The sequence below is a fragment of the Pseudidiomarina donghaiensis genome, from assembly GCF_900116895.1.
In the GTDB taxonomy this organism is placed as follows: Bacteria; Pseudomonadota; Gammaproteobacteria; order Enterobacterales; family Alteromonadaceae; genus Pseudidiomarina; species Pseudidiomarina donghaiensis.
The window spans coordinates 899422-922115 of record NZ_FPCF01000001.1 but is presented as its reverse complement, the minus strand read 5'-3'; the positions used below and the strand labels follow the sequence as shown (position 1 = coordinate 922115).

Sequence of the window (22694 nt, the reverse complement as noted above, 5' to 3'; positions counted from 1 at the left end):
AAATGACAATGATGCAAGTTTCATGACCATAACAAACCTAGCTGAGCTGCTCAGCGAAAGCCATAGTGACTACGTTATTTACGATTTAGGCCGCCGTGTACAAGCCATTCAGGCCGATACGTTTAAGGCAATTTGCGCGCAACAACGCCCCTACCCCTACCCACTGCAAGATCACGCCTGGTTTGCCGTGGTGTTTTGGCCGCAGTTGAAGGCTGAACAACCTGAACCCTTTTTGTGGTTTTTAAAAATACCATTAGACGAGCGTGGTTTGCTAAACCAGGCCGCCCAGCAAGACTTTATGACGCACGTGATTGCATTATTAGGCCAGCAAATTACCGGCGCATTGAATGCAGAGCAAGAACAGCAACTGCAACAATCGGCATATTTGTTTACCCCTTCAGAGGCCAAGCGAGCGGCATTGCATGCACAGCTGACTCAACAGTGGCAGAAAGCACCTTCACGTTATTTCGCCGCAGCACAACAGGAACTGCATTCGCCAACCAACGATGGCTGGCAGCAACTCGGCATCCAAGGCATTCACGATGTTGCCGTGCGTTTAGCCGCCAACCCAAAAACAACACAAGCAATTGCGCAGCACTTCACCAGCTACCCCGAAAGCCTACAGAATGCGTTGGCGGAAGCGCTCGAACATACCACACCACCAAGCGAACTCATGCAACCGCTGCTTAGTGCATTAACCAGTGAGCATGCAGCTACTCGCGTAAATGCATTGCGAGCACTGGCTGGCTTTGCCTCAGACCCCGCCGTTGAAGAACAGCTACGTGTATTGTTACCAAGCGCCAACATGGACGAGTTAGTGATCATAACGGCTCGCTTATGGCCGGCATTGCAGGGGCAGTTAATGTTGCCGTATTTGCTGCGCGTTGCAGAACTAGACAACCCAGCACTTTTTGCCGGTGTGGTACGCGATATTTTGCGGGTTCCCGACACCCGTATTCATGCACTTGGTTTGGTACAGCGTAATGACTTACCCGTGGCGTTGTATCAAGCGTGGCAACAATTTATGGGCAAAACTGCATGATACTCGCCGACGCGTTACTACTCATTGGCATTGGCTTCGCATTTATGCTGTTTTGGCAAGGCCGCCGCCAGGCCGAACAAGCACGCAATTACGTTGAGCGCTATTGTCAGCAGCAACAATTGCAATTTATCGACATGGCATGGAAAAGCGGAAAAATTGCCAAAATTAAACGCCATATCGGCTGGTTGAGCCGATATGAGTTTGACTTTAGTAGTGACGGAGAAAGCCGTTACACTGGGTGCGCAACGCTATTAAACATGCGGCTGGTTGACATCACCACGCCGCCGTATCGATTACCGCAAGAATAACATTAAAAAGCGTAACCTACTGTGGCGCGCTCGGTGGTCGTTTCGGTTTAACACCGACCAGCGACAATAAAAACTCACCGTACATAACCCAGTCACCTAACAGTGAATACGCCGGATACTTAAAGGTAGCCGGCTTATTTTTTTCAAAGCCAAAATGCCCCAACCAAGCAAAACCGTAGCCGATAAAGGGTATGGCAATAAGCCACAGCCACTGCTGAGTGAAAATGGCATATGCCAAAACCAGCAACACCAACGTACTGCCCACGTAGTGCATGGCACGACAACGCGCATCGGCGTGCTCAGCTAAATAATAAGGGTAAAACTCACGAAACGACTTAAACTGCATGGCTCACCTCAACCAATTGCTGGCGTGGCTGGAATAATAGCTCACCGCTAACTTGGCCTACTTTTAATGTTTGAACATGTTGGTACCCGTGCTGTTCAAATAACTTCAAATGCTCGGGTTGGGTTACATACACTGCAATTCCACGAGACTGTGGCTCTTCATCTAACGCCGCATGCGCTGCACGAACCAATAAGTCACCCCACCCTTGTTGCTGATAGCGCGGGCTTACCGCAATAAAAGCCAACATATGGTAGTCATCACCGTGCACTGCCTCTTGAATTAAGCGTTCTTTTTCAAGCAGTTGCATGGTGCTCACATACCCAGCCGTTAGCAGCATTTTTAGGCGCCAGTGCCAGTATTTGCCAGGCCCAAAACTTTTCCCGGGTTGGGTTAGACAAACTACGCCAATCAGCGATTCACCGTCGAACACGCCCAACATAGGTTGCTTGGCTTCCCAAAATGCTGCCAACTCTTCTCGAATTGCAGCACGCAAACGCTGCTCGTAGTCTGCTTTGTCAGCCTGAAAAATATCTTTCAGTAAGGCGTCATCTTGGTACGCTTGAAACAGCAATGATGCTGCCATTTTTAAATCTTCTGCCACCAAGTAAGTCAGCTGGCCTTCTTGTAACTGCGCTGGGTTTATTGTTGTCATTGTCCCACCTATTGTTGAATATTTACCCAACCAAATTACTTGATCTGAATCAATTATTCCACCACACGAGGCTGCAATTGTTGCAAAAACTCTTCTAATGTTTCGGCCAATATTTCATGTTGCTCGCGCCCCACAAACTCTAGGCCTACTTGGCCCGTTTCATTGTTCAAGGTAATCAACAAGTCATCAGACTCTTCCGCTAACCCAATAAACAATGTGATGGGTTGACGTAAACGCCGTTTCATCAATACGTGCCCTGCCAAATTCGCCTGTAAACGCTCACCATCTTCAGGTCCATGAAGCTGTAACAAAACTAAAGGATGATTAGCAAAGCTAACATTGAGATCTGCCGCGAACCAACGCCCGTACAAAGCTTCAAGGCTAGTGTGAAAAGGCTGCTCTAAAGCGTTCGCTAAATCAGTAAACTGCAATGCGCTAGACTGACGCACAGGTAGCCACTCAACCATGTCGTCATCAACGCGTTCGCCGTATATCGGGGCTTGCCACTCGTCGTGTGCTTCGGTGACAAGTGTCACACCCGCTTGCTGATAAGCCTGCTGGTAACGTTCAATAAGTTGGTCAAGTGCGCTTTCTACTGACATATTTAGCATCCTAAATTAACTAGCAACTATCGCGCAGCGGCGCTACAATGGCCGACTGCATAAAAAACAGTAGTGTAACAGGTAATTGAATTTGATGAATGAGTCGTTAGCCCATTTGAACTTGGGACAACCCACAGCGTATCCAACACAGTACGACGCCAGTTTATTGCAAGGCGTACCGCGCCAGTTAAATCGTACCCCAATTGGTTTAGCCGAAGGCCAACCGTTGCCATTTCATGGTGACGATATTTGGCATGGCTATGAATTATCTTGGCTAAATAGTAATGGGCTACCGCAAGTGGCCGTTGCCGAGTTTCGGGTGCCTGCAACCTCAACAAACTTAATTGAATCAAAGTCGTTTAAACTATACCTCAATAGCTTCAATGATAGCCGTTGGCCGTCATGGCATGCTGTGTCTGAACAGCTTAGTATCGATTTAAGCCAATGCGCCGGTGCCCCTGTTGGGGTACAACTAAGTACCGTGCAACAAGCCCAACGTAAAGCGTTTGGCGACTTGCCAGGTCACTGCATTGACGACCAGCCTATTGAAATAACAAGCTACGAGTACAGTCCTGAATTACTGAAACTAAGCAGCCATGATATTGTGGAAGAAACACTCCACAGTCATTTATTAAAATCGAACTGTTTAATCACCAATCAACCAGACTGGGGTTCGGTACTTATTCGCTATCGAGGCCCAGCCGTTGACCATGCAGCTCTTCTGCGTTATATCGTGTCATTTAGGCACCATAACGAGTTCCATGAACAGTGCGTAGAACGGCTTTATATGGATATTAAAGAGCGTCTTCAACCTGAACAATTAACGGTGTACGCGCGCTATACGCGCCGCGGGGGCTTGGATATCAATCCATTTCGTTCCGACTTCGAGCCCACACCCGAATCTGTTCGGTTAAGTCGCCAATAACAAAAAATAAGGAAACTAAATGCGTTTTAAAATATCACCTCGCGGCAGCATGAGCTTACTGTCGCAACTAGAAATTAATCGCTTACAACAAAGCAGCGACGAGCAACTTTATAAATTATTCCGTAATTGTTGTTTAGCGGTATTAAACGCCGGTAGTAACACCGACAGCAGTGAAGAGATTTTCGATAAATATAAAGATTTTGACGTGAACGTCATTAAATGTGAACGCGGTGTTCAATTAGAACTGGTAAACCCGCCAGCAGAAGCCTTTGTTGACGGCAAGCTTATTGCCGGTATGCAAGAGCTCGTAGAAGCTGTGCTACGTGACATTCTGTTCACGGGCGAACGCTACAATGCGCAAACGCTAGACTCAGCGGACACGCACACCCTTACCCACGTGGTATTCGATATTTTGCGCAACGCGCAAGTTGTGCAGCCAAACCTCGATCCGAACGTCATTGTTTGCTGGGGTGGTCATTCTATTAATGAAGTGGAATACAAATACACCAAAGAAGTGGGTTACCAGTTAGGCTTACGCAGCTTAAACATCTGCACTGGTTGTGGTCCGGGTGCTATGAAGGGCCCAATGAAAGGCGCAACCATCGGTCATGCCAAACAACGTATTGTCGATGGCCGTTACTTAGGTTTCACAGAGCCAGGCATTATTGCGGCCGAGCCGCCAAACCCTATCGTTAACGAACTGGTTATTTTGCCAGACATTGAAAAGCGCCTAGAAGCTTTTGTACGCTGTGCCCACGGCATTGTGATTTTCCCAGGCGGTGCTGGTACCGCAGAAGAGCTGTTATATATTTTGGGTATTTTAATGCACCCAGAAAACCAACGTCAGGTATTGCCAATTATTCTAACTGGCCCAGAAAGCAGTCGTGGTTATTTTGAAGCCATTGACGCCTTTGTTGCAGACACCTTAGGTGAAGAAGCGCGTAAGCTGTATCAAATTATTGTGGCTGACCCTGCAGAAGTGGCAAAAGCTATGACGCAAGGCGCCCAAGCGGTGAAAGAATACCGTCGTGAAACCGGTGACTCCTATTGCTTCAACTGGACGCTGCATATTGAAGAAGCGTTTCAACGCCCATTCGTGCCAAATCACGATAACGTGAAAAACTTGAACTTACATCGTAATCAAGCCCCGCAAGCCCTAGCAGCAGACTTACGTCGTGCATTCTCGGCTATTGTGGCGGGTAACGTAAAAGACGACGGCATTCGTGCAATTCGTAAACATGGCGTATTTGAAATTCATGGTGAAAAAAACATGATGAAGAAACTCGACGTGTTGTTACAGGCATTCGTCGAGCAAAGCCGCATGAAACTACCAGGTTCGGTGTATCATCCTTGTTACCGTGTGATTACCGATTAATTTAGACAAGTAACTTCGACAAGGAGCGCAGCGCATGTCAAAAATGCTAAAAGTTATCATTATTGGCTTTGCCGTATACGTTGCGGCCGCTGCGCTTGTATTGCATTTTTATCAGGCCGACCCGGAAAACATGAGTTGGCAAGAACGCGAAACCTTTAACCTCAAACAAATCGGTCGCCTTGACTTAGGTGCAGACAAAGGCGACGTGATTCGTCTACTTGGCTCGCCCGATATTAGTGAAGCGAAAGCAACCGATAACGGCGAAGTGCTTATTTTGTTTTACCGTACTCACCATGTGAAATCTGACGGTATTACCACCCGTGATGAATGCACTCCGCTGCTGTTTAAAGACGACAAGCTAATCGCTTGGGGCGCTGACGCTTATAGCGAATATCAATCGTTTTAATGACCCACAACACGCATGTAGGCGTGGTTTTCTGCTATAGTTCGCGCCATTAAATATCACCAAATATTACCATCAAATTGTTCCAATTAATTGACCTAGAAGTAAGAAGGTACATCAAATGAGCACCACAATTACCGTAATTCCTGGCGACGGTATCGGCCCAGATATTATTGACGCAACGCTGAAAATTTTGGACAAGGCGGGTTGCGATTTTAACTATGAATTTGCAGATGCCGGCCTAGCAGCGCTTGAAAAAACAGGTGAATTGTTGCCGCAGGCAACACTTGACGCCATAGCGCGCAATAAAGCGACGTTAAAAGGCCCATTAACCACCCCTGTTGGCGAGGGTTTCACCTCAATTAATGTCAGCTTACGCAAGCAATTTAATTTGTATGCAAACGTACGCCCAGTAAAATCATTTAAAGGCACCAAAGCACGTTACGAAGACATCGACATTGTTACCGTACGTGAAAACACCGAAGGCATGTACTCAGGCCTTGGCCAAGTGGTATCAGAAGACGGTTCAGAAGCGCAGGCAATGAGTAAAATTACGCGCGCTGGTGCTGAGCGCATTGTGCGTTTTGCTTACGAACTAGCGCGCCGCGAAGGTCGCAAAAAAGTGACTGCGGTACACAAAGCAAATATTTTGAAATCAACCTCAGGTTTGTTCTTGAAAGTTGCGCGCGAAGTCGCGGCCGAATACCCAGATATTCAGTCAGACGAAATGATTGTCGACGCAGTTTGCATGAAATTAGTGATGAACCCAGAGCAATTTGACGTGATTGTTACCACCAACTTGTTCGGTGATATTTTGTCAGACTTGTGTGCAGGTTTAGTCGGCGGTTTAGGGATGGCACCGGGCGCCAATATTGGCGAAAAATCAGCAATTTTTGAAGCTGTTCACGGCTCTGCGCCAGATATCGCAGGCCAAAATCTTGCCAACCCAACGTCAGTTATTTTGGCAGCCATTCAAATGCTTGAATACTTAGGTATGCAAGAGCAAGCCAAACGCATTTTGACGGCAGTTACAGACGTTATTGCCACTGGCGACCGCACTACTCGCGACCTCGGTGGCAACGGCGGCACTACCGATTTTACACAAGCTGTTATTGATCGCCTATAAACACACCACTGCAGCAGTGGTGCTCTGCCACTGCTGCACTATGTGCTTATTTGTGCATAGAAAACTTCATCCCTTTAGTTTAATGGAATTTTCTACTTATAACTGCTCCGATTTTTCGGGGGGATTACAGTCGCATCCGGTCCAAAACTGGAACCTGACACTGTCGCAACTGAGCATTCACTTCGACGGCCGACTGGACGATCACATAGACCTATGAAAACTTGGCTGACACAGAATATTGAACACCCTCAAACTGGTTGGCATAATATGTTGAACGCCATCTTGCCGAAGCCTGGCCTAGTCACGTGTCATCTCTCTTATGCTAGCTTTGTGAAATGACACAGAATTCTGAACACTACCCTTTCTATTGCTTGGCTTAGACTGCTGCCAAGGCGGCTTAATTTAATACTCCTATATCACCATTTTTTTCTGTGTACTTATTATAAATATCGCACCGCTTGTTAATGGTTAAATAGCCACTATTTATTGATAAGTTAGGTGACCGATAACTCTTCAACCTTCCTAATATAGTCCTATTGTCGTATGCAAAGCTTTTATCGACTTTAAAAAATTCACCGAAAAATTCTACATGACAATTCAAATACTCTTTTAGTTCAGTTTTTTCAGTAGTAGTGCCAACTACAACAAACCTGTTTTTACTCTCAGTAAAACAAACTTCCATTGATTCACATAGATGAAGTTCACCATTTTGGTTTTTGAGATACCCATATAAAGCAACCTTTTTCCTGTCAAATTTATCAGGAAAAATAGATATTTCAGCAAAAGTTGCATATAGCATACTATCTTTGGTATCCGCTAAAACAACAGAGCTACATAATATTAACACTGAAAGAATAATTCTTTTAAACATTAGCAGCTCCCTACAACACAAGTTAACGCTGATTCATACGACTGTCTAGTGATAGGCCATGTAGAACGAGCAATTGCCGGATTATACAAGCTCATACTAGTAGCTCCACTAGAAACCGAACTAACATACGCTCTATAATATGACTTATGGCTATCTCTATGTTGTCCCCATGAGGCATAATGACTTCCATTAGAATGTGTATGCCAATCAGCTACCTGACCAAACTTATGAGGAAACATATTTAGTGAATCAGATAAGTCAACAAAGTTACTATGGTAGCTAGTGACTATTTTGCCAATACTATGCCCACCGTGATTTTCATAAATATTCGCGCCGATTTCAGCCCCGTACTTGTCTTGTAAGTGACCTCCATTTTCATTTAACCACTTAGCAGCATCAAGTTCACCATTTTTGCCTGTAAATAATCCATGTTCCTTGGCTTTAACATTTAGATCTGCAAGTTCGGCATCCAATGCTTCACGGTTACTATTTGCAAACGTATTGTCATCGCTAGCCCCTGATTTTGAGCTACCTAACTTTCCAGCACGAGCTTCTCCTAACGTTCTCGCAAAAGCAGCGCCAAATGCTCCATTAGCGAACTTACCACCTGTAATCTTAGATATTGTGCCTCCAATAACCGCACTGGCAACAACTCGACCAAATGCTGATTTAATACCGTTAATACTTCCACTAAGCGATGCGCCAATACCAGCAGACCAGAAGCCATGACCAAACTTACCTCCCATAGCTTTACTGGCGAGACCACCAACGACTCCATTGGTTATAAATCCTCCTAAGGTGTTTGCAGGACCTGCCATACCTGCGGTAAATGCTCCAATAACTGCACCTTTTAGACTTCCCGTAGCGATATACCCAGAAATAAACCCTGCTGCTATCACATTTATACCTGGTATAAACATAACCGCTATGGAAACGATCTGTCGCCAGTATTTTTATTCCGTCGAATAGCGCTTTGAAAAAATACCCACTCGGGTCGGTATAGCTCATGGGGTTGTTCAGCACATAGCTATAGCGGTTGTAGTTCTGGCTGTTTTTGGGCGCTTGCACAAACGGGTCGGCCTGCAAAAAGCGCCCGAGGGTGGGGTCATAAATGCGCCCTTTCATGTGCACAATGCCCAAGGCATCCATTTGCCGATGCCCGGTAAAGCCTTGCTCGGTTGGCGGCAACATGCTGCCAAGTGCAACACCGCCTGCGGTGTAAATGGTTCGGGTTTGACCAAAGGCGCTAAATAGCTGCTGGCTGATTATCTCGCCCGTGGTGGCTAAGGTGGTAAACACCGAGCCTAGGTGGTCTTTAAAGAGCAAGTACGTGGCTTCCGTGCTTGCGCTTTCGCGCTGCACGATGACCACGTCATCCGCTACGGTTAACGGTATTCGGTTAAGCTGCCGGCGCCGCCTCCTATCATCTGATTAAGAGCTTTACAATACGTCGATAATTGCCTTTACCAAACACTTTGGCGGCTTATCAGGCTGTTGCCGAAGAGCAAGATCGTAAAATAATCCTCTCCGTTTGACTGAATCAACATCTTCTAGAAAATAACGACTTACATTACCCGTATACAACTTCAAAGTACCTTTAACGCTAACAAAACATCCATTAAAATTTGATAGCTCAATTTCATCATTTGCTTTAATCGTAACTCTATCAACAGATGTGAATTTATTTAGCGAATCCAAACTCGAAAATAAATATACCTCTCTATCGATAAACAAATACCCTTCCAAAATCACTCTATTTTCAATATTTAATTGTAAAGACTTGTGGTCAAAATTTATAATTGGGGTAAGCGTTTCAACCAAAGGGTTTGCTTTAATAACACATGGGATCATTATCCCTATAACTAAAAAACAAATGTAACTAATAATCTTTAACATAATACTGCCCCTCATATGTATCTAACACGTTGCGACCATGAAAGTTAATTCTAGACATATGGTAGGTCACATTAGGTGTTACATCGCTCCAACTTTGGTATAGCTTGTGATCAGAATAACTAAATCCTCCACTCGGTCCGTCTGCATGAGAATGCCAGTTTGCTGCCCAACCTTTTTCCCACCCTCGAATATTAGAAGTCAATAGGGTTGTTGAGCTAATTTCATGCCTATAATAATCGGTAACTGCATTTCCCAATCTAATTTGGCCAAGATCGTCAAAAATGTTAACTGCAATTTCAACATCGTGATCAACTGCAAGTGGATGAACATTTTTATGTAACCAGCTTAAAGCTTCCTCTTTAAGTTGAAATGACTTAAGTGAACTAATCTTTTTATTTAGTTCTATTAGGTCACGATCAAGAGCTTCTGTTTCCTGTAGTGTTAGCTCACCTTTGGCTTTACCGTCACTAAGTTTAGAGCCTCGACTTTGTGTCTCATCTACAACGCGAGAAAATGCGGCGACAATTGCACCATTAGCAAACTTGCCACCCGTTAATTTTGAAACCGTTCCGCCAACAACAGCACTTGCAATAATGCGACCTCCTACCTGTTTAATTCCGTTGATAGTGCCACTGGCCATAGCATTAACACCGGCAGATAAAAAACCATGCCCAAAATTCCCGCCAAATATTTCAGACATAATGCCGCCGGCAAGACCACTTCCAGCAATATGACCGAATGAACCCGGTTCAAACGCTTGACCAACGCCATAAAACGCAGCGGCAGCAAAGGCGCCTCGCAATGCACCGGTGAGTATATTGCCACCATTAAAGCCAGCATTAACACCACCAGCTATAGCACCTGCGGTGGCAGCACCATACCAACTGCTAGCAAAATACGTGGCACACGCTGGGCAATAGGCGTATAGAGCCGCAACGACAATCACACCAATAATGGGCTTGATTTTTTCCCACAGCTTACTGAAAAAATACCCACTCGGGTCGGTATAGCTCATGGGGTTGTTCAGCACATAGCTATAGCGGTTGTAGTTCTGGTTGTTCTTGGGTGCTTGCACAAAGAGATCGGCCTGTAAAAAGCGCCCGAGGGTGGGGTCGTAAATGCGTCCTTTCATGTGCACAATGCCCAAGGCATCCATCTGCCGATGCCCGGTAAAGCCCTGCTCGGTTGGCGGCAACATGCTGCCAAGTGCAACACCGCCTGCGGTGTAAATGGTTCGGGTTTGACCAAAGGCGCTAAATAGCTGCTGGCTGATTATCTCGCCCGTGGTGGCTAAGGTGGTAAACACCGAGCCCAAATGGTCTTTAAAGAGCAAATACGTGGCTTCACTTGTTGTGCTTGCGCTTTCGCGCTGCACGATGACCACGTCATCCGCCACGGTGTAACGGTATTTGATTAAGCTGCCGGCGCCGCCGCTAACGACGACATCTCATAAGTTATTAAAACTGACTTAATTAGAATATTGAATACCCTCAATTTATGTGTCATTCATTATAACGAAGGATTGCACTTTAGTGACACCCAGACTTGAAAAAACAATATTCAAACTATTCAGGTCACCATCCTCGTAAAAGTAAATAGAATATTCACTTTCAGCTCGACCTTTACCATCAAAATATTCAATATCAACTATTTCGTTTATTCCGTTAGGGCAATTTTCATGTTTGCAATGGTTTTTAATCGACTCAGACAAATCGAGATCTTCGCCATCGATAATGTTATTTTTATGAATACCTAATTGATTGAACAAGCCAAATAACATCACAACACTGTAGTCATATATATAGCTTGGTAGTGTTAGCTCATCTTGTAAACAGGTTACTCCATCATATAGAGAGTGGATTTTATTTAATAAAATCTCATGTCTATCTATAAAAAATCGTTCAGTAATTTCATACCTCAAACACAGCCCCTTTCCAATAGGAGTGGTTTCATTATATTGCCCTAAATTAAAGGGCTCATCTTTATAACTGGTCATCCCGGGTAAGCTGAGCGTCAACAAGGCACAGTATAATAATATTTTAATCACCATAAGCCTCTATAACCCTTCTTATTTCATGGGAGCTTACACTCCGAAATTCATCGTAAGTCATAATACCTCCGGTTCCTGGTGAAGCGTGATCAAACCCTAGAATATGACCGAATTCATGAGCTGCCGTACTATAATTTCCAATAGTGGCATACCAAATTTTATTTCCGCCAATTTCGGCGGAGCCTAACCCTTCTATACCTTTACACTTTAAATGCGCCCTTTCATGTGCACAATGCCCAAGGCATCCATTTGCCGATGCCCGGTAAAGCCTTGCTCGGTTGGCGGCAACATGCTGCCAAGTGCAACACCGCCTGCGGTGTAAATGGTTCGGGTTTGACCAAAGGCGCTAAATAGCTGCTGGCTGATTATCTCGCCCGTGGTGGCTAAGGTGGTAAACACCGAGCCTAGGTGGTCTTTAAAGAGCAAGTACGTGGCTTCCGTGCTTGTGCTTGCGCTTTCGCGCTGCACGATGACCACGTCATCCGCTACGGTGTAACGGTATTCGGTTAAGCTGCCGGCGCCGCCGCTAACGACCAAAACTCATAAGTTGTTAAAAATGCTTGGCATAATATATTCAACGCCACCTTGCCGAAGCCTGGCCTAGTCACGTATCATCTTTCTTATGCTACTTAGTAAAATGACACAGAATTCTGAACACTACCGATACAGATCGTCAAACCGAACGTAATATTGCTAAAAAACGTTCGCGGTATTACCCTAGGTACGCACCCTGAATTCATCAATTGAACCAAAGAATCAAAGGAAGAACGATATAATAAAAACCAATGTCAACACCTGTCTTGTTTTAATTACGGCAACCATTAATCTATCATCACTTTTATTTAAATATTTAGATAAATGATTACCTTTTGTAAATGCCTCATGCGCATCCTTGATTTTTCTGTTACTCAGGCTGAACGACCTATCTTCAATTGACAGTTTTGTCGCAAATTTCATGGACAAGTAATACTCAATAAATAAAATCATTACTAATCCGACAACGCAAAAAAAGGAAACAATCATAATATTAATAATAAGTTCGACTTAATTCCCATGTGTAGTTAATAAACCCGAAAGCGCCACCGAAAGCGTTAGCTCCAACACCAAAAGATCGAGAATTAAGGCCAATTCCCTTATTCGCAAAGGTCATAGTACCTTTAAAAATCAATCCGTGGGCTCCGGTAGACCCACTAAATCCTTTTAAAGAATCAAGACCTCCCGAAAAAGTGCCAACTGAATAGTTATTGCCTATACCTAAACCAGAATACCCTCCACCGGAAATTGTATAATATACGCCCATATTGTATTGAGTGTAAGCTAATGTCACGCCTGTTGATCCACCAAGACCTAAAGCTCAACCTGTGATTTCCGCATCAAATTTGACACTTAGTCCGGATTTTAGTTTCTCAGCTATATAGTCCGCAGTCTCTCCTAATGCATTTTTCGCGTAAACATACAGCTGTTCAGATTTATCTTTAACAAGAGCTAACGCTCGATTACCTGACTCTAGCACTCTTTTTTTCACTGTTTGATGATACCCTTCATCATTAAACAACCGAGAAAAAGCCCCAGTTATCGCGCCATTAGCGAACTTGCCGCCACTTAAACTTGATGCGGTACCGCCAACTACAGCGGCTGCGGCTACGCGCCCTGCACTAAAGCGACTGCCTTTGTCTATTTTGCCTATGGCCGGAGCAAAGGCTTGGGTAACGCCTGCGGCTGCGAATCCATGCCCAAACTTACCGCCACTGAGCACGTTCATGACGCCGCCGGTTATGCCGTGCATGAGCACCTTGCCGTAATAACCGCTAGTGCCCATGCTGACATCCATACCGCTAAAGGCTTCACCAACGCCATAAAATGCAGCGGCAGCCACTGTGTAACGGTGTTCGATCAAGCTACCAAAAAAGAATAAGCTCTCACTTGCTTCGTTTTAGCTATGATTTGTAGTGGCAAACTAAATTGGGCTGACACAGAATATTCATCACCCTCGCCCTTTTAATTACAATATGCCCAAGCACATCCATCTGCCGATGCTCGGTAAAGCCTTGCGCAGTTCGTTGGCGGCCGCCACAAGCCTGCTAAAGATCTTTAGACACACTTTTAATCACTATTGAATCATTCGATATAAATGCTACCAGCGACCAACTTGTATCCGCGATTAAAATTGAGATGAGGTGGATATTCTCGTCAGTTGATAATAAATAACGTGATACATCCGTTATTCTAATATCAGAGCCAGTATTACTACTTTTCATAAAATCAGAATAACCTGAGTCTATATATTTATCCCAGAACGATAAATCGAAGTATTTTTCATGATTTTTGCAATCCTTATCTACCAAGTTTTCCTGAAACTTATCTAGTAAAATTGTGACACGATTAGCATTCAAAGACTTTGATAAATTTGTTAACTCCGTAAACTCGTTCATACTAGGACAACCACCTTGTTTACCAGTTGCATAGTGATAGCCTGCGGGAATATTTTTATCAACCAAAGTTCCTTCAAAAAGCTCTAATTCTCTTTGTTCAACTCTACAAATAGAATCGCCAACTAGCGTTTTAAATGACAAATATCGTCTTTTAACATTGAAATTACATACTTGTATAGCATCAGCCTTTACACTTTCCCCCACCTGCACAAGCTGCTCACTTTCCAGCTTTTCAAGGTCAATATAAACGATACACTCAGCTCCCTCATTGCCAACCTGATTGGCAAATCCAGCTTGACTAAAGAGCAATACAACTAAAATAAATCTGAACATAGTCATCACCAAAATTTATACCAAGGAGTATAAGCATCTATTAACCATCTTCTCTGTGCTGCATTCATCTGTGGTGCAATATTTTGATATGTAGAGCCAAGCCCGTAATAACTCATGAAATTCATTGTATCGTTAGTTCGGTGGAACAAGCCTAACGAGTGTCCATATTCATGTTGTAATGCACGTTTCAAAACAATTGAATTTCGATTGACTTTGATCACTTTTACAGAGTTGTTCCAATGCCCTCGCGCATATGGACTCTTATTACTCGTGAAGTTTAAATAAGCATCAGCAGAAGAATAATCGGAGATTAGATTATTGGTAATATCAAGCAAATCAGAATTTGTTGATACTACTTCATCAAAATATTTCATAGATTGATTACAAAGCTCCTGACCTCCATTACAAGCCCAGTCAATAGAGCCTGTTAGCTTTCCATCTTTCATTTTTAAACCAAGTTTTGTATCCATTGCGCTATCAATAACTTGATCAGGAATAGGATCACCATTTGCATCTACTTTAACATGTGAGGTATGTCCACCACCTTCACTGTATAGCTTCATTATGGTTTCCCTTGGCACACCAGCTTCTTCTAGCAACATTGCGCTGGCTGCCTCTGTCACCGTTGATGTGTTAAATCCATACTGAGCAATACCCTCGAAAATACCGCCAGTAATAGCACCCGCCAAAGCGCCGCTCATCGCTCCTCTGAGCGAACCTGTCATAATAGCACCACTTACAAAACCAGCTGCTGCACCGCCGACAACTGCCCCAGTAAACCCAGCAGCGCTTGCACTTAATCCTGAGCTTAAGGCCCAACTTGAAGCCCATCCGCTGGCGGCCCCGAAAGTAAAATAAGAGACCACTGCTGCAGCAATTACCCGCCAATATTTTTTTATTCCCTTAAACAAAGATTTGAAAAAATACCCACTCGGGTCGGTATAGCTCATGGGGTTGTTCAGCACATAGCTATAGCGGTTGTAGTTCTGGCTGTTCTTGGGTGCTTGCACAAACGGGTCGGCCTGTAAAAAGCGCCCGAGGGTGGGGTCATAAATGCGCCCTTTCATGTGCACAATGCCCAAGGCATCCATCTGCCGATGCCCGGTAAAGCCTTGCTCGGTTGGCGGCAACATGCTGCCAAGTGCAACACCGCCTGTGGTGTAAATGGTTCGGGTTTGACCAAAGGCGCTAAATAGCTGCTGGCTGATTATCTCGCCCGTGGTGGCCAAGGTGGTAAACACCGAGCCTAGGTGGTCTTTAAAGAGCAAGTACGTGGTTTCCGTGCTTGTGCTTGCGCTTTCGCGCTGCACGATGACCACGTCATCCGCCACGGTGTAACGGTATTCAGTTAAGCTGCCGGCGCCGCTAACGGCGACAACTCATAAGTTGTTAAAACTGGTTGGCATAATATGTTGAACGCCATCTTGCCGAAGCCTGGCCTAGTCACGTGTCATTTCTATTATGCTAGCTTTGTGAAATAACACAGAATTCTGAACACTACCATCGTGAATGCTTAAAAAACGTTCACGCTCTTGCCCTGGGGCAGCAGAGTGGTTTGAAATCAATTACACCTATAAATCGATTTTAGAGTGTTAAACTTCTACACCTTTATCATTTAGCCATTTAACAACTTTCTTTAAAAATATCTCTTGTTTAGATCCTTCTTGAAGCCTATGTTGTACAGACTTAATTCTGGACACCAAATTCCTCTTATTATCATCTACAACTGCGTAGTCAGCACCAGCCTCAAGCAGTGAGTATACGATATCAAACCTTATGATATTTGCCGCAGCCAAAACAGGAGTTACTCCCCCCATTGAAATGCCAAATATCTTTTCACTTCCTGTTGGCGCATTAATGTCTGCACCTGATTTTAATAGAAGCTCCAAGGCTGGTAGATTATCTCCACCTTCAACACTAATTGTATTAAAAATAGGTGTCTTTTTAGGATTACCTGCATATAAATCTGGATTACCTTTAAACTTTAATGCTAGCTGCAAAAAACGAATATCTTTGTGCCTAGCTGCCCAATGCATAATGGAACTATCCGCGAAAACAATATTAGGATCGGCTCCTAACTCTAAGAGCCTTTTAAATCCAGAAAAATTTTCATTTCTCAACGCCCAGAATAAAGGTGTAGCCCCCTGATTACCACTGGAATTGACATTTACTCCTTGTTTAACAAGTTCATCAAGTTTCGTAAGGTTTCCTTCTCCTGCATATTGAGCCAACTTCCTGACATCAGGATCTAAGAACATTTTCTTTAAAGGCATTGAAATAACTAGCTCGTTATCAACCTTCAATACAAACTGTTTATTCTCTGAATCCATATTTTGATTTCTTTCTATAGAGTGGCACCCTATCGCAAAGCAGCTCACAACTACGAAATTAATTAGTTGAAATATTGTTTTCCCCAAAACTAGCACCTCACTCTTTCGCAGACACCGCCCATAGGATGCCACCCAGCAGGCCCTAACAATACTTGCTCACCATACGTTTTAACAGGGGTATCAGAGTTCAACATTTGTAGTCCATCAAATGAACTTTGGAAATGTGTTATCGATCCCGGTGCAGGTGAAGCACCACCTACTGTACTTGGATTCAATCCTGCGGCATTAAATACTGTCGCACTAACGCCAGTAACAATTGCAGATGTTGTAGCCAAACCTCCACCGAGAGAGTGACCGACAAACTGAACATTGCCGCCTTTTGCTGCATAAACGGCTTGAGCTTGTCCCATTGCTTGAGTGTATTGAGCACTTTCTAAACCAAAGGCTTGTCTTATATTAGCAATCCAATCTGAGGCTCCGTTTGTGCCTGCAAATGCAAAAACACTATGACCTGTATCTTGATTGACATAAAGAGCAGATTGAAGTCCCGTTTCAGAATCTGTAAATAAATCTCTGCTCATTTCATAGCCATCAATTGCCTTTCCTTGAGGCTTATAGACATCATTTGCTAATTTTGCATAAGTTACTTCCTGCGCCGTTCGTTTTCTAGAAGCAGCAACTCCTACGTGTACAGCAGCCATAAATGCCGCACTTACTGCTCCATTAGCAAACTTTCCACCAGCTAAGCCATTGGCAAATAACGCCCCCATACCTTCACCAACTGCAGCTCCAATGCCTGCGGTAAAAGCTCCGAGTAAGGCCCCAGTGAATATATTTCCCCATTTACAGCAGCACTAGTAGCACCAGCACTTGCACCGATCAAAGACCACATGGCTGTAGTACATGTCCCTGCACAATAGTATGAAGCAACGGCAACAATTATAACTCCAACAAACTTCTTAATTCCTTTCCACAGCTTACTGAAAAAATACCCACTCGGGGCGGCCTGTAAAAAGCGCCCGAGGGTGGGGTCATACATGTGTTTTGTGTAGGTTACGCTTTGATTACTTTCTTGTAAAACGTCTTGTTGATAGTACAGCGCGCCTTGGGCATCGTAACGCATGCTTGAGCTAGTGCCGTAACCGCTGATGTGGGTAACGCGGTCAGCACCGTCATAGGTGAACGTACGGTCGCCATCACTAAGAACGTTGCCACTTGCATCATAGGTGAAGCTGCGCGTACTTGATGAAACCACATCCGTTAAGCGCATAGTGCCGTCAGTGGCGTAAGTGTAATTGCCCACACCCGTGCGAAAGGTAATGTTGCCAAAGCCATCATAACGCTGCTCTTTGGGGCTGTTGTGTGTGGTGGTGACGGTGCCGTTTATGTTGCCCGCCCTGATAGCTCATGCTGGTAACAAGTCCTTGGTCGGTGGTGGCTTCAATGGTTTTAAGTACGCAGTCGGTAAATCGATGGGAATGTTAAATAATACACAACATAGCACTAGAAACGTGCGCGCAATAAAAAACCCGGCACGATGGCCGGGTTAGAATGTTACATCCAACGAATATGAACTGTTATCTCTTCGCGGTCGTGATACAGTTGCTTAGCTTGTAGTTCAAACCGCCCACGCCCATGCTCAATTAAGTTTTGTTTTATATGCTCAAGGTATTCAGCCACTGCTGCATAGCGGCGTTTCATTGGTAGTTTTAGGTTGAAAATGGCTTCTTCGCAGTCGCCCTCAACTAGCCAACTTGTCATCAGCTCGCCGACTCTTGCAGGCTTCTCAACCATATCGCACACTAACCAAGTTACGTTTTTTTTCTTCGGACGGTATTTAAAGCCGTCTTCTCGAATATGTTTAACTTGCCCCGTTTCCATCAAGCTTTCGGCCATTGGCCCGTTATCAACAGCTTGCACCATCATACCGCGACGCACCAATTGATACGTCCAACCGCCAGGTGCTGCGCCTAAATCCACAGCGTTCATACCTGATGAAATACGCGCTTCTCGCTCGTGTTCGGGCACAAACACCTGAAATGCTTCATCTAATTTAAGTGTTGAGCGGCTAGGTGCCTCACTTGGTGAACGTAAACGAGGAATACCCATCAACCAAGGCGACTGATTAAACGAGTAGGAAAACCCAATCATCACTTCTTGATTACTCAAAAAGAACGCATGCAGTGTTGGGCGTCTATCGCTTTCTTTCGTTGTTAGCCAGTCAATTTGGCGTAAACCTTGGCGCAGCGGCACGGTAAACTTACGACAAAATTTTGATAGCTCTTTACCGTCGTTCGTATCTGGCGTTTCTACGCGCAAATCGCCACAAGGTTTAATACCGGTAAATGCTTCTTGCACAGTTTCATCAAGCAAAGCTACTTGCACCGCACTCACTCGGTCTGTTTGCGGCAAGTCGGTTACGTGCGCTAATACCGCAAAAAACTGACGAGTAAAAATAAGCTCTTTCAGCACAAGCTTTTTGGCTAAGTGTTCAGCTTCTTCATTTTGACAACGATATACAACATAGCCCTGCTGCGCCTTAGTTTGGCAATAGCCATAAATACCTAGCGCTGCGGTTTTATCCTGCAGTTCAGCGGCACAATCACTTTCAAACCCAGGCCGACAATAGGCCACAATTCCATTCATCTTTAACCCCAAAAGCGATAACAGCTATTAGATATTGAATATTAGACAAACCCTAAATTTTCCCACCATCTGCTAATATCTGATATCTAATAGCTAATATCGTACTTGCTTTTCAATTTGTTCAATGGCGTTTTGCCACAGTTGCTCGCGCGCCAACCCACTTCGCTTCGTTGGCTCTAAACTGTGATCACCATGCTCAATCCACTGTAAGCTGACATTCTTAGGCAAATTATAGCCTGCAACTTCTTCAGGTTTGCCAAAGCTATCGCGCGTACCCTGAATAATTAAATTTTGGTCGCAGCTATTATCTAGGTCATCAAGGCGCAATTTTTCAGGCTTACCAACTGGGTGAAACGGAAATCCAAGTGCAATTGCTGCGCTTGCGTTCAATTCATCAGCAAGCCGAAAAGCAACCCGCGCACCCATTGACTTTCCCATTAAATACAATGACTTATTGTCATTGTACTGCTGCGCTACGGTACGCATGCAATGTTCAAGCTCAGCCATCGGATTGGGTGGGCGGCGTACGCCAGTATCCATAAACTTTTGCCAATATGGAAAATTAAACCGCACCACTTCAATATTTTTTAATGCCAAGCCAAGGGCAAAATACTGCATGAAATCGCTTTGCAGCCCGGCGCCTGCACCGTGGGCAAAAATAATTCGCACCGCACCATCCGCATTGTCTTGCTTCATGGCGACACGTTGCAAATCACTCATAGCTGTCCTCTTCTTCTTCCACCACTTGTAGTAGCCAATTTCGGAAGGTGGCGATTTTACCGACTTCTGACTGAGAGTCACGACAAACTAGATAAAAAGATTTTTGCCGAGGTAAGGCTTCAGGGAAGATCTGAATTAAATGCCCTGCATCTATTTCTGGTTTTACTAACACGTTGTTGGCTAAGGCAATGCCTTGGCCGTGCACAGCCGCCTTCAAAGCAAGGTTCGAATGGCTAAATATGGGGCCATTGTCGCCTTTGTCTTTATCAATACCAACCAATTTGAACCAGTCTTTCCAAGCGTTACGCGTTTCGTCATGCAATAAAGTATGATTCAACAGATCACGTGGTTCACGTAAGGGTTTGGTTCCACTTAACAGCAGTGGCGAACAAACAGGTATAAGGTACTCATTGTGTAGCTTGTAAGCGCGCAAACCTGGCCACTTGCCAGCGCCGTAATAAATGGCAACATCAACGTCATCGGTGAGCGAGCCGTCAACTTCATCAACGGCACGAATACGTACATCAATATCTGGGTAAGCTTCGCGAAAACGGCTTAAGCGCGGTACAAACCACAAAATAGCAAAGCTAGGCGGCAAAGAAATAGTCAGCGAGCCGCGCTGACTCGCAAATTTCACGCGCTCCGTCGCCTGCACAATATGGTCAAATATTTCTTTTAATTCAAGGTAGTAGGTTTGCCCTTCTTGAGTAAGTAAGAGCGAACGGTTACGACGCAAAAATAATTGAACCCCCAAAAACTCTTCAAGACCTTTAACTTGGTGGCTCACTGCAGCTTGGGTAACGTACAGTTCATCCGCGGCACGGGTAAAACTTAGGTGCCGCGCCGCGGCTTCAAAGGCTTTTAAAGCATTTAATGGGGGTAATTTACGCATCAGTTCTCGTTAAAGTCGTACACCACCGTCTATTTCTACCACACGACCACTAAAGAAGTCATTCTCAATAATGTAACGTGCGCTGTGTGCAATCTCTTCAGGTTGACCCCAACGGCGCAGTGGTACCATGCTTAAAGCACGCTCAATGGCTTCTGGTTTCATTTGCGCTGTCATTGGTGTTTCAATAAACCCAGGCGCAATAGCGCCACAGCGAATACCGAAACGGCCCAATTCACGTGCCCAAGTCACTGTCATTGCCACGACACCGGCTTTGGTTGCGGCATAATTGGTTTGGCCCATATTGCCAGCACGCGCCACACTTGAAATATTAATAATAACACCGCCATTACCGGCTTTTGCCATATGCGCAGAAGCTTCGCGACCACATAAGAAAGTACCGGTTAAGTTCACGTCTAGTACAGACTGGAACTGTTGCAACGGCATTTTATGCGTAATTTCACCGTCCTTGCATTTAATCATTAGGCCATCACGCAAAATACCCGCGTTGTTGACCAACACATTAATGCCACCGAAATCAGCGACAATTTCTTCAAATACCGCTTCCACAGCCGCTTCATCAACCACGTTAACCACGTAGCCTTTGACTTTTTTCGCACCCTTTTCGGTGCAGATTTTTTCCGCTTCGGCTAAGGTTTCGGCGTTCATATCTAACAACGCTAATTGCGCGCCATCGGCCGCGAAATGTTCAGCCATGGCACGGCCTAAACCTTGTGCTCCGCCCGTAATAACAATAGTGCTTTGTGCAATGTTCATAGATTATCCGTTACTTCGAAATTGGTTTTACGTAATTGAAGATGCTTGAAAAATCTTCACGTCCGTGGCCTAACTGCGACCAGCTACGGTACAAGTTATGGGTCAGCGCGCCCATCGGCGTAGCTGCGCCGCTAGCCAGTGCAGCTTGCTGTGCGAGGCCTAGGTCTTTGCTCATTAAGTCAACCAAAAAGCCACCTTGGTAGCCATTGCTTGATGGTACATTATCCATCACACCTGGGCATGGATTATATACATCTAAAGTCCAGTTGCTACCGGAGCTTGCTGCCATAATTTGCGACAACACTTTCGGGTCAAGGCCATGGGCAATGCCCAATTGCAGTGCTTCAGAAGTACCAACCATAAGCACTGACAACAACATATTGTTGCAGATTTTAGCCACTTGCCCAGCGCCCATCTCACCGGCATGGAATATGTTTTTACCCATTGCTTGCAGTACGTCACGTGCACGTGCAACAGCACCAGCCTCGCCACCACAAATAAATGTTAGGGTACAGGCTTTTGCCCCGCCAACGCCGCCAGATACAGGCGCATCAATAAAATCAATACCCTTTTCTTTTAGCGCAGCACCAACAAAACGTGCCGTTTCAGCACTAATGGTGCTGCAATCAATGGCCAGCGTGTCTTTGCTCAGCACAGTGATTAACCCGTCATCCGCCAAATAGACGCTTTTGACGTGCTTATCTGCAGGCAACATAGTGACAATGAAGTCAACGTGAGTCGCCGCTTCAGTTGCCGAGCTCACAATACTGCAACCGGCCTCTTTCGCTGCGCTTAACGCCGCTTCTGATAAATCAAAAACTTGTACCTTGTGGCCACCTTTTACAAGGTTAGCTGCCATTGGGCCGCCCATGTTGCCAAGCCCGATAAATCCAACATTCGCCATAATTAAGATCCAAATCGATATTTGATAACGGAGATATTAGCTATCAGAAGAAAAGCCGAAACATTTG

28 protein-coding genes are annotated in these 22694 nt (G+C 44.9%); 6 read left to right on the top strand and 22 right to left on the bottom strand.

The window, feature by feature from the left end:
• The first annotated feature begins 22 nt into the window (after positions 1 to 22).
• Positions 23 to 1042: a DUF3549 family protein gene (locus BM334_RS04520; RefSeq protein ID WP_092838431.1), complete on the top strand. Its 1020-nt coding sequence runs from the start codon at positions 23 to 25 to the stop codon at positions 1040 to 1042.
• Complete coding sequence (locus BM334_RS04515; protein WP_126801823.1) at positions 1012 to 1350, top strand: DUF3301 domain-containing protein; 339 nt, start codon at positions 1012 to 1014, stop codon at positions 1348 to 1350. The genes BM334_RS04520 and BM334_RS04515 overlap by 31 nt, the downstream gene beginning before the upstream one ends.
• Before the next feature lie 16 nt (positions 1351 to 1366).
• On the opposite strand, the gene BM334_RS04510 is transcribed toward BM334_RS04515, so the two are convergent.
• Genes BM334_RS04510 through syd form a run of 3 tightly spaced genes read right to left on the bottom strand, consistent with a single transcriptional unit; the run spans position 1367 to position 2950 of the window.
• Positions 1367 to 1696: an Mpo1-like protein gene (locus tag BM334_RS04510; protein WP_092838425.1), complete on the bottom strand. Its 330-nt coding sequence runs from the start codon at positions 1694 to 1696 to the stop codon at positions 1367 to 1369.
• Positions 1686 to 2348, bottom strand: a complete 663-nt coding sequence (locus tag BM334_RS04505; RefSeq protein WP_092838422.1) for a GNAT family N-acetyltransferase — start codon at positions 2346 to 2348, stop codon at positions 1686 to 1688. Before BM334_RS04505 ends, BM334_RS04510 begins: the two co-directional genes overlap by 11 nt.
• Positions 2349 to 2401: 53 nt before the next feature.
• Positions 2402 to 2950: a SecY-interacting protein gene (gene syd, locus BM334_RS04500; RefSeq protein ID WP_157981857.1), complete on the bottom strand. Its 549-nt coding sequence runs from the start codon at positions 2948 to 2950 to the stop codon at positions 2402 to 2404.
• Between the two features lie 94 nt (positions 2951 to 3044).
• Here syd and queF point away from each other — a divergent pair, with 94 nt between their 5' ends.
• From queF to BM334_RS04480, 4 genes are all read left to right on the top strand, one after another.
• Entirely contained in the window at positions 3045 to 3875 is an 831-nt protein-coding gene (gene queF / locus BM334_RS04495; RefSeq protein WP_055438075.1) for an NADPH-dependent 7-cyano-7-deazaguanine reductase QueF, read from the top strand.
• 19 nt (positions 3876 to 3894) lie between these two features.
• Complete coding sequence (gene ppnN / locus BM334_RS04490; protein ID WP_055438076.1) at positions 3895 to 5250, top strand: nucleotide 5'-monophosphate nucleosidase PpnN; 1356 nt, start codon at positions 3895 to 3897, stop codon at positions 5248 to 5250.
• 34 nt (positions 5251 to 5284) lie between these two features.
• Positions 5285 to 5656 (top strand): DUF3192 domain-containing protein, encoded by a 372-nt coding sequence (locus tag BM334_RS04485; RefSeq protein ID WP_055438077.1) that lies wholly within the window; start codon positions 5285 to 5287, stop codon positions 5654 to 5656.
• Between the two features lie 118 nt (positions 5657 to 5774).
• Positions 5775 to 6779 carry an isocitrate dehydrogenase gene (locus BM334_RS04480; RefSeq protein ID WP_092838416.1) on the top strand — a complete coding sequence of 335 codons (1005 nt, stop codon included), beginning with the start codon at positions 5775 to 5777 and terminating at the stop codon, positions 6777 to 6779.
• A gap of 397 nt (positions 6780 to 7176) precedes the next feature.
• Here BM334_RS04480 and BM334_RS04475 read toward each other — a convergent pair whose 3' ends face one another.
• The 19 genes from BM334_RS04475 to mmsB all read right to left on the bottom strand — a co-directional run bounded on the left by BM334_RS04475 (position 7177) and on the right by mmsB (position 22627).
• Positions 7177 to 7650: a hypothetical protein gene (locus BM334_RS04475; protein WP_092838413.1), complete on the bottom strand. Its 474-nt coding sequence runs from the start codon at positions 7648 to 7650 to the stop codon at positions 7177 to 7179.
• On the bottom strand, positions 7650 to 8468 hold the full coding sequence (locus BM334_RS04470; protein WP_126801821.1) for a hypothetical protein: 819 nt from the start codon (positions 8466 to 8468) through the stop codon (positions 7650 to 7652). The genes BM334_RS04475 and BM334_RS04470 overlap by 1 nt, the downstream gene beginning before the upstream one ends.
• Positions 8401 to 9012 carry an RHS repeat domain-containing protein gene (locus BM334_RS04465; RefSeq protein WP_241970900.1) on the bottom strand — a complete coding sequence of 204 codons (612 nt, stop codon included), beginning with the start codon at positions 9010 to 9012 and terminating at the stop codon, positions 8401 to 8403. The genes BM334_RS04470 and BM334_RS04465 overlap by 68 nt, the downstream gene beginning before the upstream one ends.
• 78 nt (positions 9013 to 9090) lie before the next feature.
• Positions 9091 to 9546: a hypothetical protein gene (locus tag BM334_RS04460; RefSeq protein ID WP_092838404.1), complete on the bottom strand. Its 456-nt coding sequence runs from the start codon at positions 9544 to 9546 to the stop codon at positions 9091 to 9093.
• Positions 9530 to 10942 carry an RHS repeat domain-containing protein gene (locus tag BM334_RS04455; RefSeq protein WP_476742290.1) on the bottom strand — a complete coding sequence of 471 codons (1413 nt, stop codon included), beginning with the start codon at positions 10940 to 10942 and terminating at the stop codon, positions 9530 to 9532. The genes BM334_RS04460 and BM334_RS04455 overlap by 17 nt, the downstream gene beginning before the upstream one ends.
• Positions 10943 to 11041: 99 nt before the next feature.
• Positions 11042 to 11596, bottom strand: coding sequence for a hypothetical protein (locus tag BM334_RS04450; RefSeq protein ID WP_092838397.1), 555 nt, complete (start codon positions 11594 to 11596; stop codon positions 11042 to 11044).
• 207 nt (positions 11597 to 11803) lie between these two features.
• On the bottom strand, positions 11804 to 12133 hold the full coding sequence (locus BM334_RS04445) for a hypothetical protein (RefSeq protein ID WP_092838393.1): 330 nt from the start codon (positions 12131 to 12133) through the stop codon (positions 11804 to 11806).
• Between the two features lie 490 nt (positions 12134 to 12623).
• On the bottom strand, positions 12624 to 12923 hold the full coding sequence (locus tag BM334_RS12620) for a hypothetical protein (RefSeq protein WP_126801820.1): 300 nt from the start codon (positions 12921 to 12923) through the stop codon (positions 12624 to 12626).
• Positions 12924 to 12950: 27 nt separating this feature from the next.
• Positions 12951 to 13493, bottom strand: a complete 543-nt coding sequence (locus BM334_RS04435; protein ID WP_092838387.1) for a hypothetical protein — start codon at positions 13491 to 13493, stop codon at positions 12951 to 12953.
• Positions 13494 to 13677: 184 nt separating this feature from the next.
• On the bottom strand, positions 13678 to 14361 hold the full coding sequence (locus BM334_RS04430; RefSeq protein WP_092838384.1) for a hypothetical protein: 684 nt from the start codon (positions 14359 to 14361) through the stop codon (positions 13678 to 13680).
• Between the two features lie 5 nt (positions 14362 to 14366).
• Positions 14367 to 15671: an RHS repeat domain-containing protein gene (locus BM334_RS12725; protein WP_241970898.1), complete on the bottom strand. Its 1305-nt coding sequence runs from the start codon at positions 15669 to 15671 to the stop codon at positions 14367 to 14369.
• A 282-nt stretch (positions 15672 to 15953) separates the two neighbouring features.
• Positions 15954 to 16691 (bottom strand): ankyrin repeat domain-containing protein, encoded by a 738-nt coding sequence (locus BM334_RS04420; RefSeq protein WP_092838378.1) that lies wholly within the window; start codon positions 16689 to 16691, stop codon positions 15954 to 15956.
• Between the two features lie 89 nt (positions 16692 to 16780).
• Positions 16781 to 17461 (bottom strand): Tle-like phospholipase domain-containing protein, encoded by a 681-nt coding sequence (locus BM334_RS04415; protein ID WP_092838375.1) that lies wholly within the window; start codon positions 17459 to 17461, stop codon positions 16781 to 16783.
• Positions 17434 to 17994, bottom strand: a complete 561-nt coding sequence (locus tag BM334_RS04410; protein ID WP_126801819.1) for a hypothetical protein — start codon at positions 17992 to 17994, stop codon at positions 17434 to 17436. Before BM334_RS04410 ends, BM334_RS04415 begins: the two co-directional genes overlap by 28 nt.
• A gap of 251 nt (positions 17995 to 18245) precedes the next feature.
• Complete coding sequence (gene rlmM, locus BM334_RS04405) at positions 18246 to 19361, bottom strand: 23S rRNA (cytidine(2498)-2'-O)-methyltransferase RlmM (RefSeq protein ID WP_177215024.1); 1116 nt, start codon at positions 19359 to 19361, stop codon at positions 18246 to 18248.
• 69 nt (positions 19362 to 19430) lie between these two features.
• A complete protein-coding gene (locus BM334_RS04400) occupies positions 19431 to 20057 on the bottom strand; it encodes an alpha/beta family hydrolase (protein WP_092838365.1) in 627 nt (208 codons plus the stop codon).
• Positions 20050 to 20952, bottom strand: coding sequence for a transcriptional regulator GcvA (locus BM334_RS04395; protein WP_177215022.1), 903 nt, complete (start codon positions 20950 to 20952; stop codon positions 20050 to 20052). Before BM334_RS04395 ends, BM334_RS04400 begins: the two co-directional genes overlap by 8 nt.
• Positions 20953 to 20958: 6 nt before the next feature.
• Complete coding sequence (locus BM334_RS04390) at positions 20959 to 21723, bottom strand: SDR family oxidoreductase (RefSeq protein WP_092838358.1); 765 nt, start codon at positions 21721 to 21723, stop codon at positions 20959 to 20961.
• A 10-nt stretch (positions 21724 to 21733) separates the two neighbouring features.
• Positions 21734 to 22627: a 3-hydroxyisobutyrate dehydrogenase gene (gene mmsB / locus BM334_RS04385; protein WP_092838355.1), complete on the bottom strand. Its 894-nt coding sequence runs from the start codon at positions 22625 to 22627 to the stop codon at positions 21734 to 21736.
• Between the last annotated feature and the right edge of the window lie 67 nt (positions 22628 to 22694).

What these genes read in the sequence shown, in the direction of transcription:
- BM334_RS04520 (WP_092838431.1), top strand. Translation starts at nt 23, where the DNA reads ATGACCATAACAAACCTAGCTGAGCTGCTCAGCGAAAGCCATAGTGAC.
- BM334_RS04510 (WP_092838425.1), bottom strand. Translation starts at nt 1,696, where the DNA reads ATGCAGTTTAAGTCGTTTCGTGAGTTTTACCCTTATTATTTAGCTGAG.
- BM334_RS04505 (WP_092838422.1), bottom strand. Translation starts at nt 2,348, where the DNA reads ATGACAACAATAAACCCAGCGCAGTTACAAGAAGGCCAGCTGACTTAC.
- syd (WP_157981857.1), bottom strand. Translation starts at nt 2,950, where the DNA reads ATGTCAGTAGAAAGCGCACTTGACCAACTTATTGAACGTTACCAGCAG.
- queF (WP_055438075.1), top strand. Translation starts at nt 3,045, where the DNA reads ATGAATGAGTCGTTAGCCCATTTGAACTTGGGACAACCCACAGCGTAT.
- ppnN (WP_055438076.1), top strand. Translation starts at nt 3,895, where the DNA reads ATGCGTTTTAAAATATCACCTCGCGGCAGCATGAGCTTACTGTCGCAA.
- BM334_RS04485 (WP_055438077.1), top strand. Translation starts at nt 5,285, where the DNA reads ATGTCAAAAATGCTAAAAGTTATCATTATTGGCTTTGCCGTATACGTT.
- BM334_RS04480 (WP_092838416.1), top strand. Translation starts at nt 5,775, where the DNA reads ATGAGCACCACAATTACCGTAATTCCTGGCGACGGTATCGGCCCAGAT.
- BM334_RS04475 (WP_092838413.1), bottom strand. Translation starts at nt 7,650, where the DNA reads ATGTTTAAAAGAATTATTCTTTCAGTGTTAATATTATGTAGCTCTGTT.
- BM334_RS04470 (WP_126801821.1), bottom strand. Translation starts at nt 8,468, where the DNA reads ATGGCAGGTCCTGCAAACACCTTAGGAGGATTTATAACCAATGGAGTC.
- BM334_RS04460 (WP_092838404.1), bottom strand. Translation starts at nt 9,546, where the DNA reads ATGTTAAAGATTATTAGTTACATTTGTTTTTTAGTTATAGGGATAATG.
- BM334_RS04450 (WP_092838397.1), bottom strand. Translation starts at nt 11,596, where the DNA reads ATGGTGATTAAAATATTATTATACTGTGCCTTGTTGACGCTCAGCTTA.
- BM334_RS04430 (WP_092838384.1), bottom strand. Translation starts at nt 14,361, where the DNA reads ATGTTCAGATTTATTTTAGTTGTATTGCTCTTTAGTCAAGCTGGATTT.
- BM334_RS04420 (WP_092838378.1), bottom strand. Translation starts at nt 16,691, where the DNA reads ATGGATTCAGAGAATAAACAGTTTGTATTGAAGGTTGATAACGAGCTA.
- BM334_RS04415 (WP_092838375.1), bottom strand. Translation starts at nt 17,461, where the DNA reads ATGGGGGCGTTATTTGCCAATGGCTTAGCTGGTGGAAAGTTTGCTAAT.
- BM334_RS04400 (WP_092838365.1), bottom strand. Translation starts at nt 20,057, where the DNA reads ATGAGTGATTTGCAACGTGTCGCCATGAAGCAAGACAATGCGGATGGT.
- BM334_RS04390 (WP_092838358.1), bottom strand. Translation starts at nt 21,723, where the DNA reads ATGAACATTGCACAAAGCACTATTGTTATTACGGGCGGAGCACAAGGT.
- mmsB (WP_092838355.1), bottom strand. Translation starts at nt 22,627, where the DNA reads ATGGCGAATGTTGGATTTATCGGGCTTGGCAACATGGGCGGCCCAATG.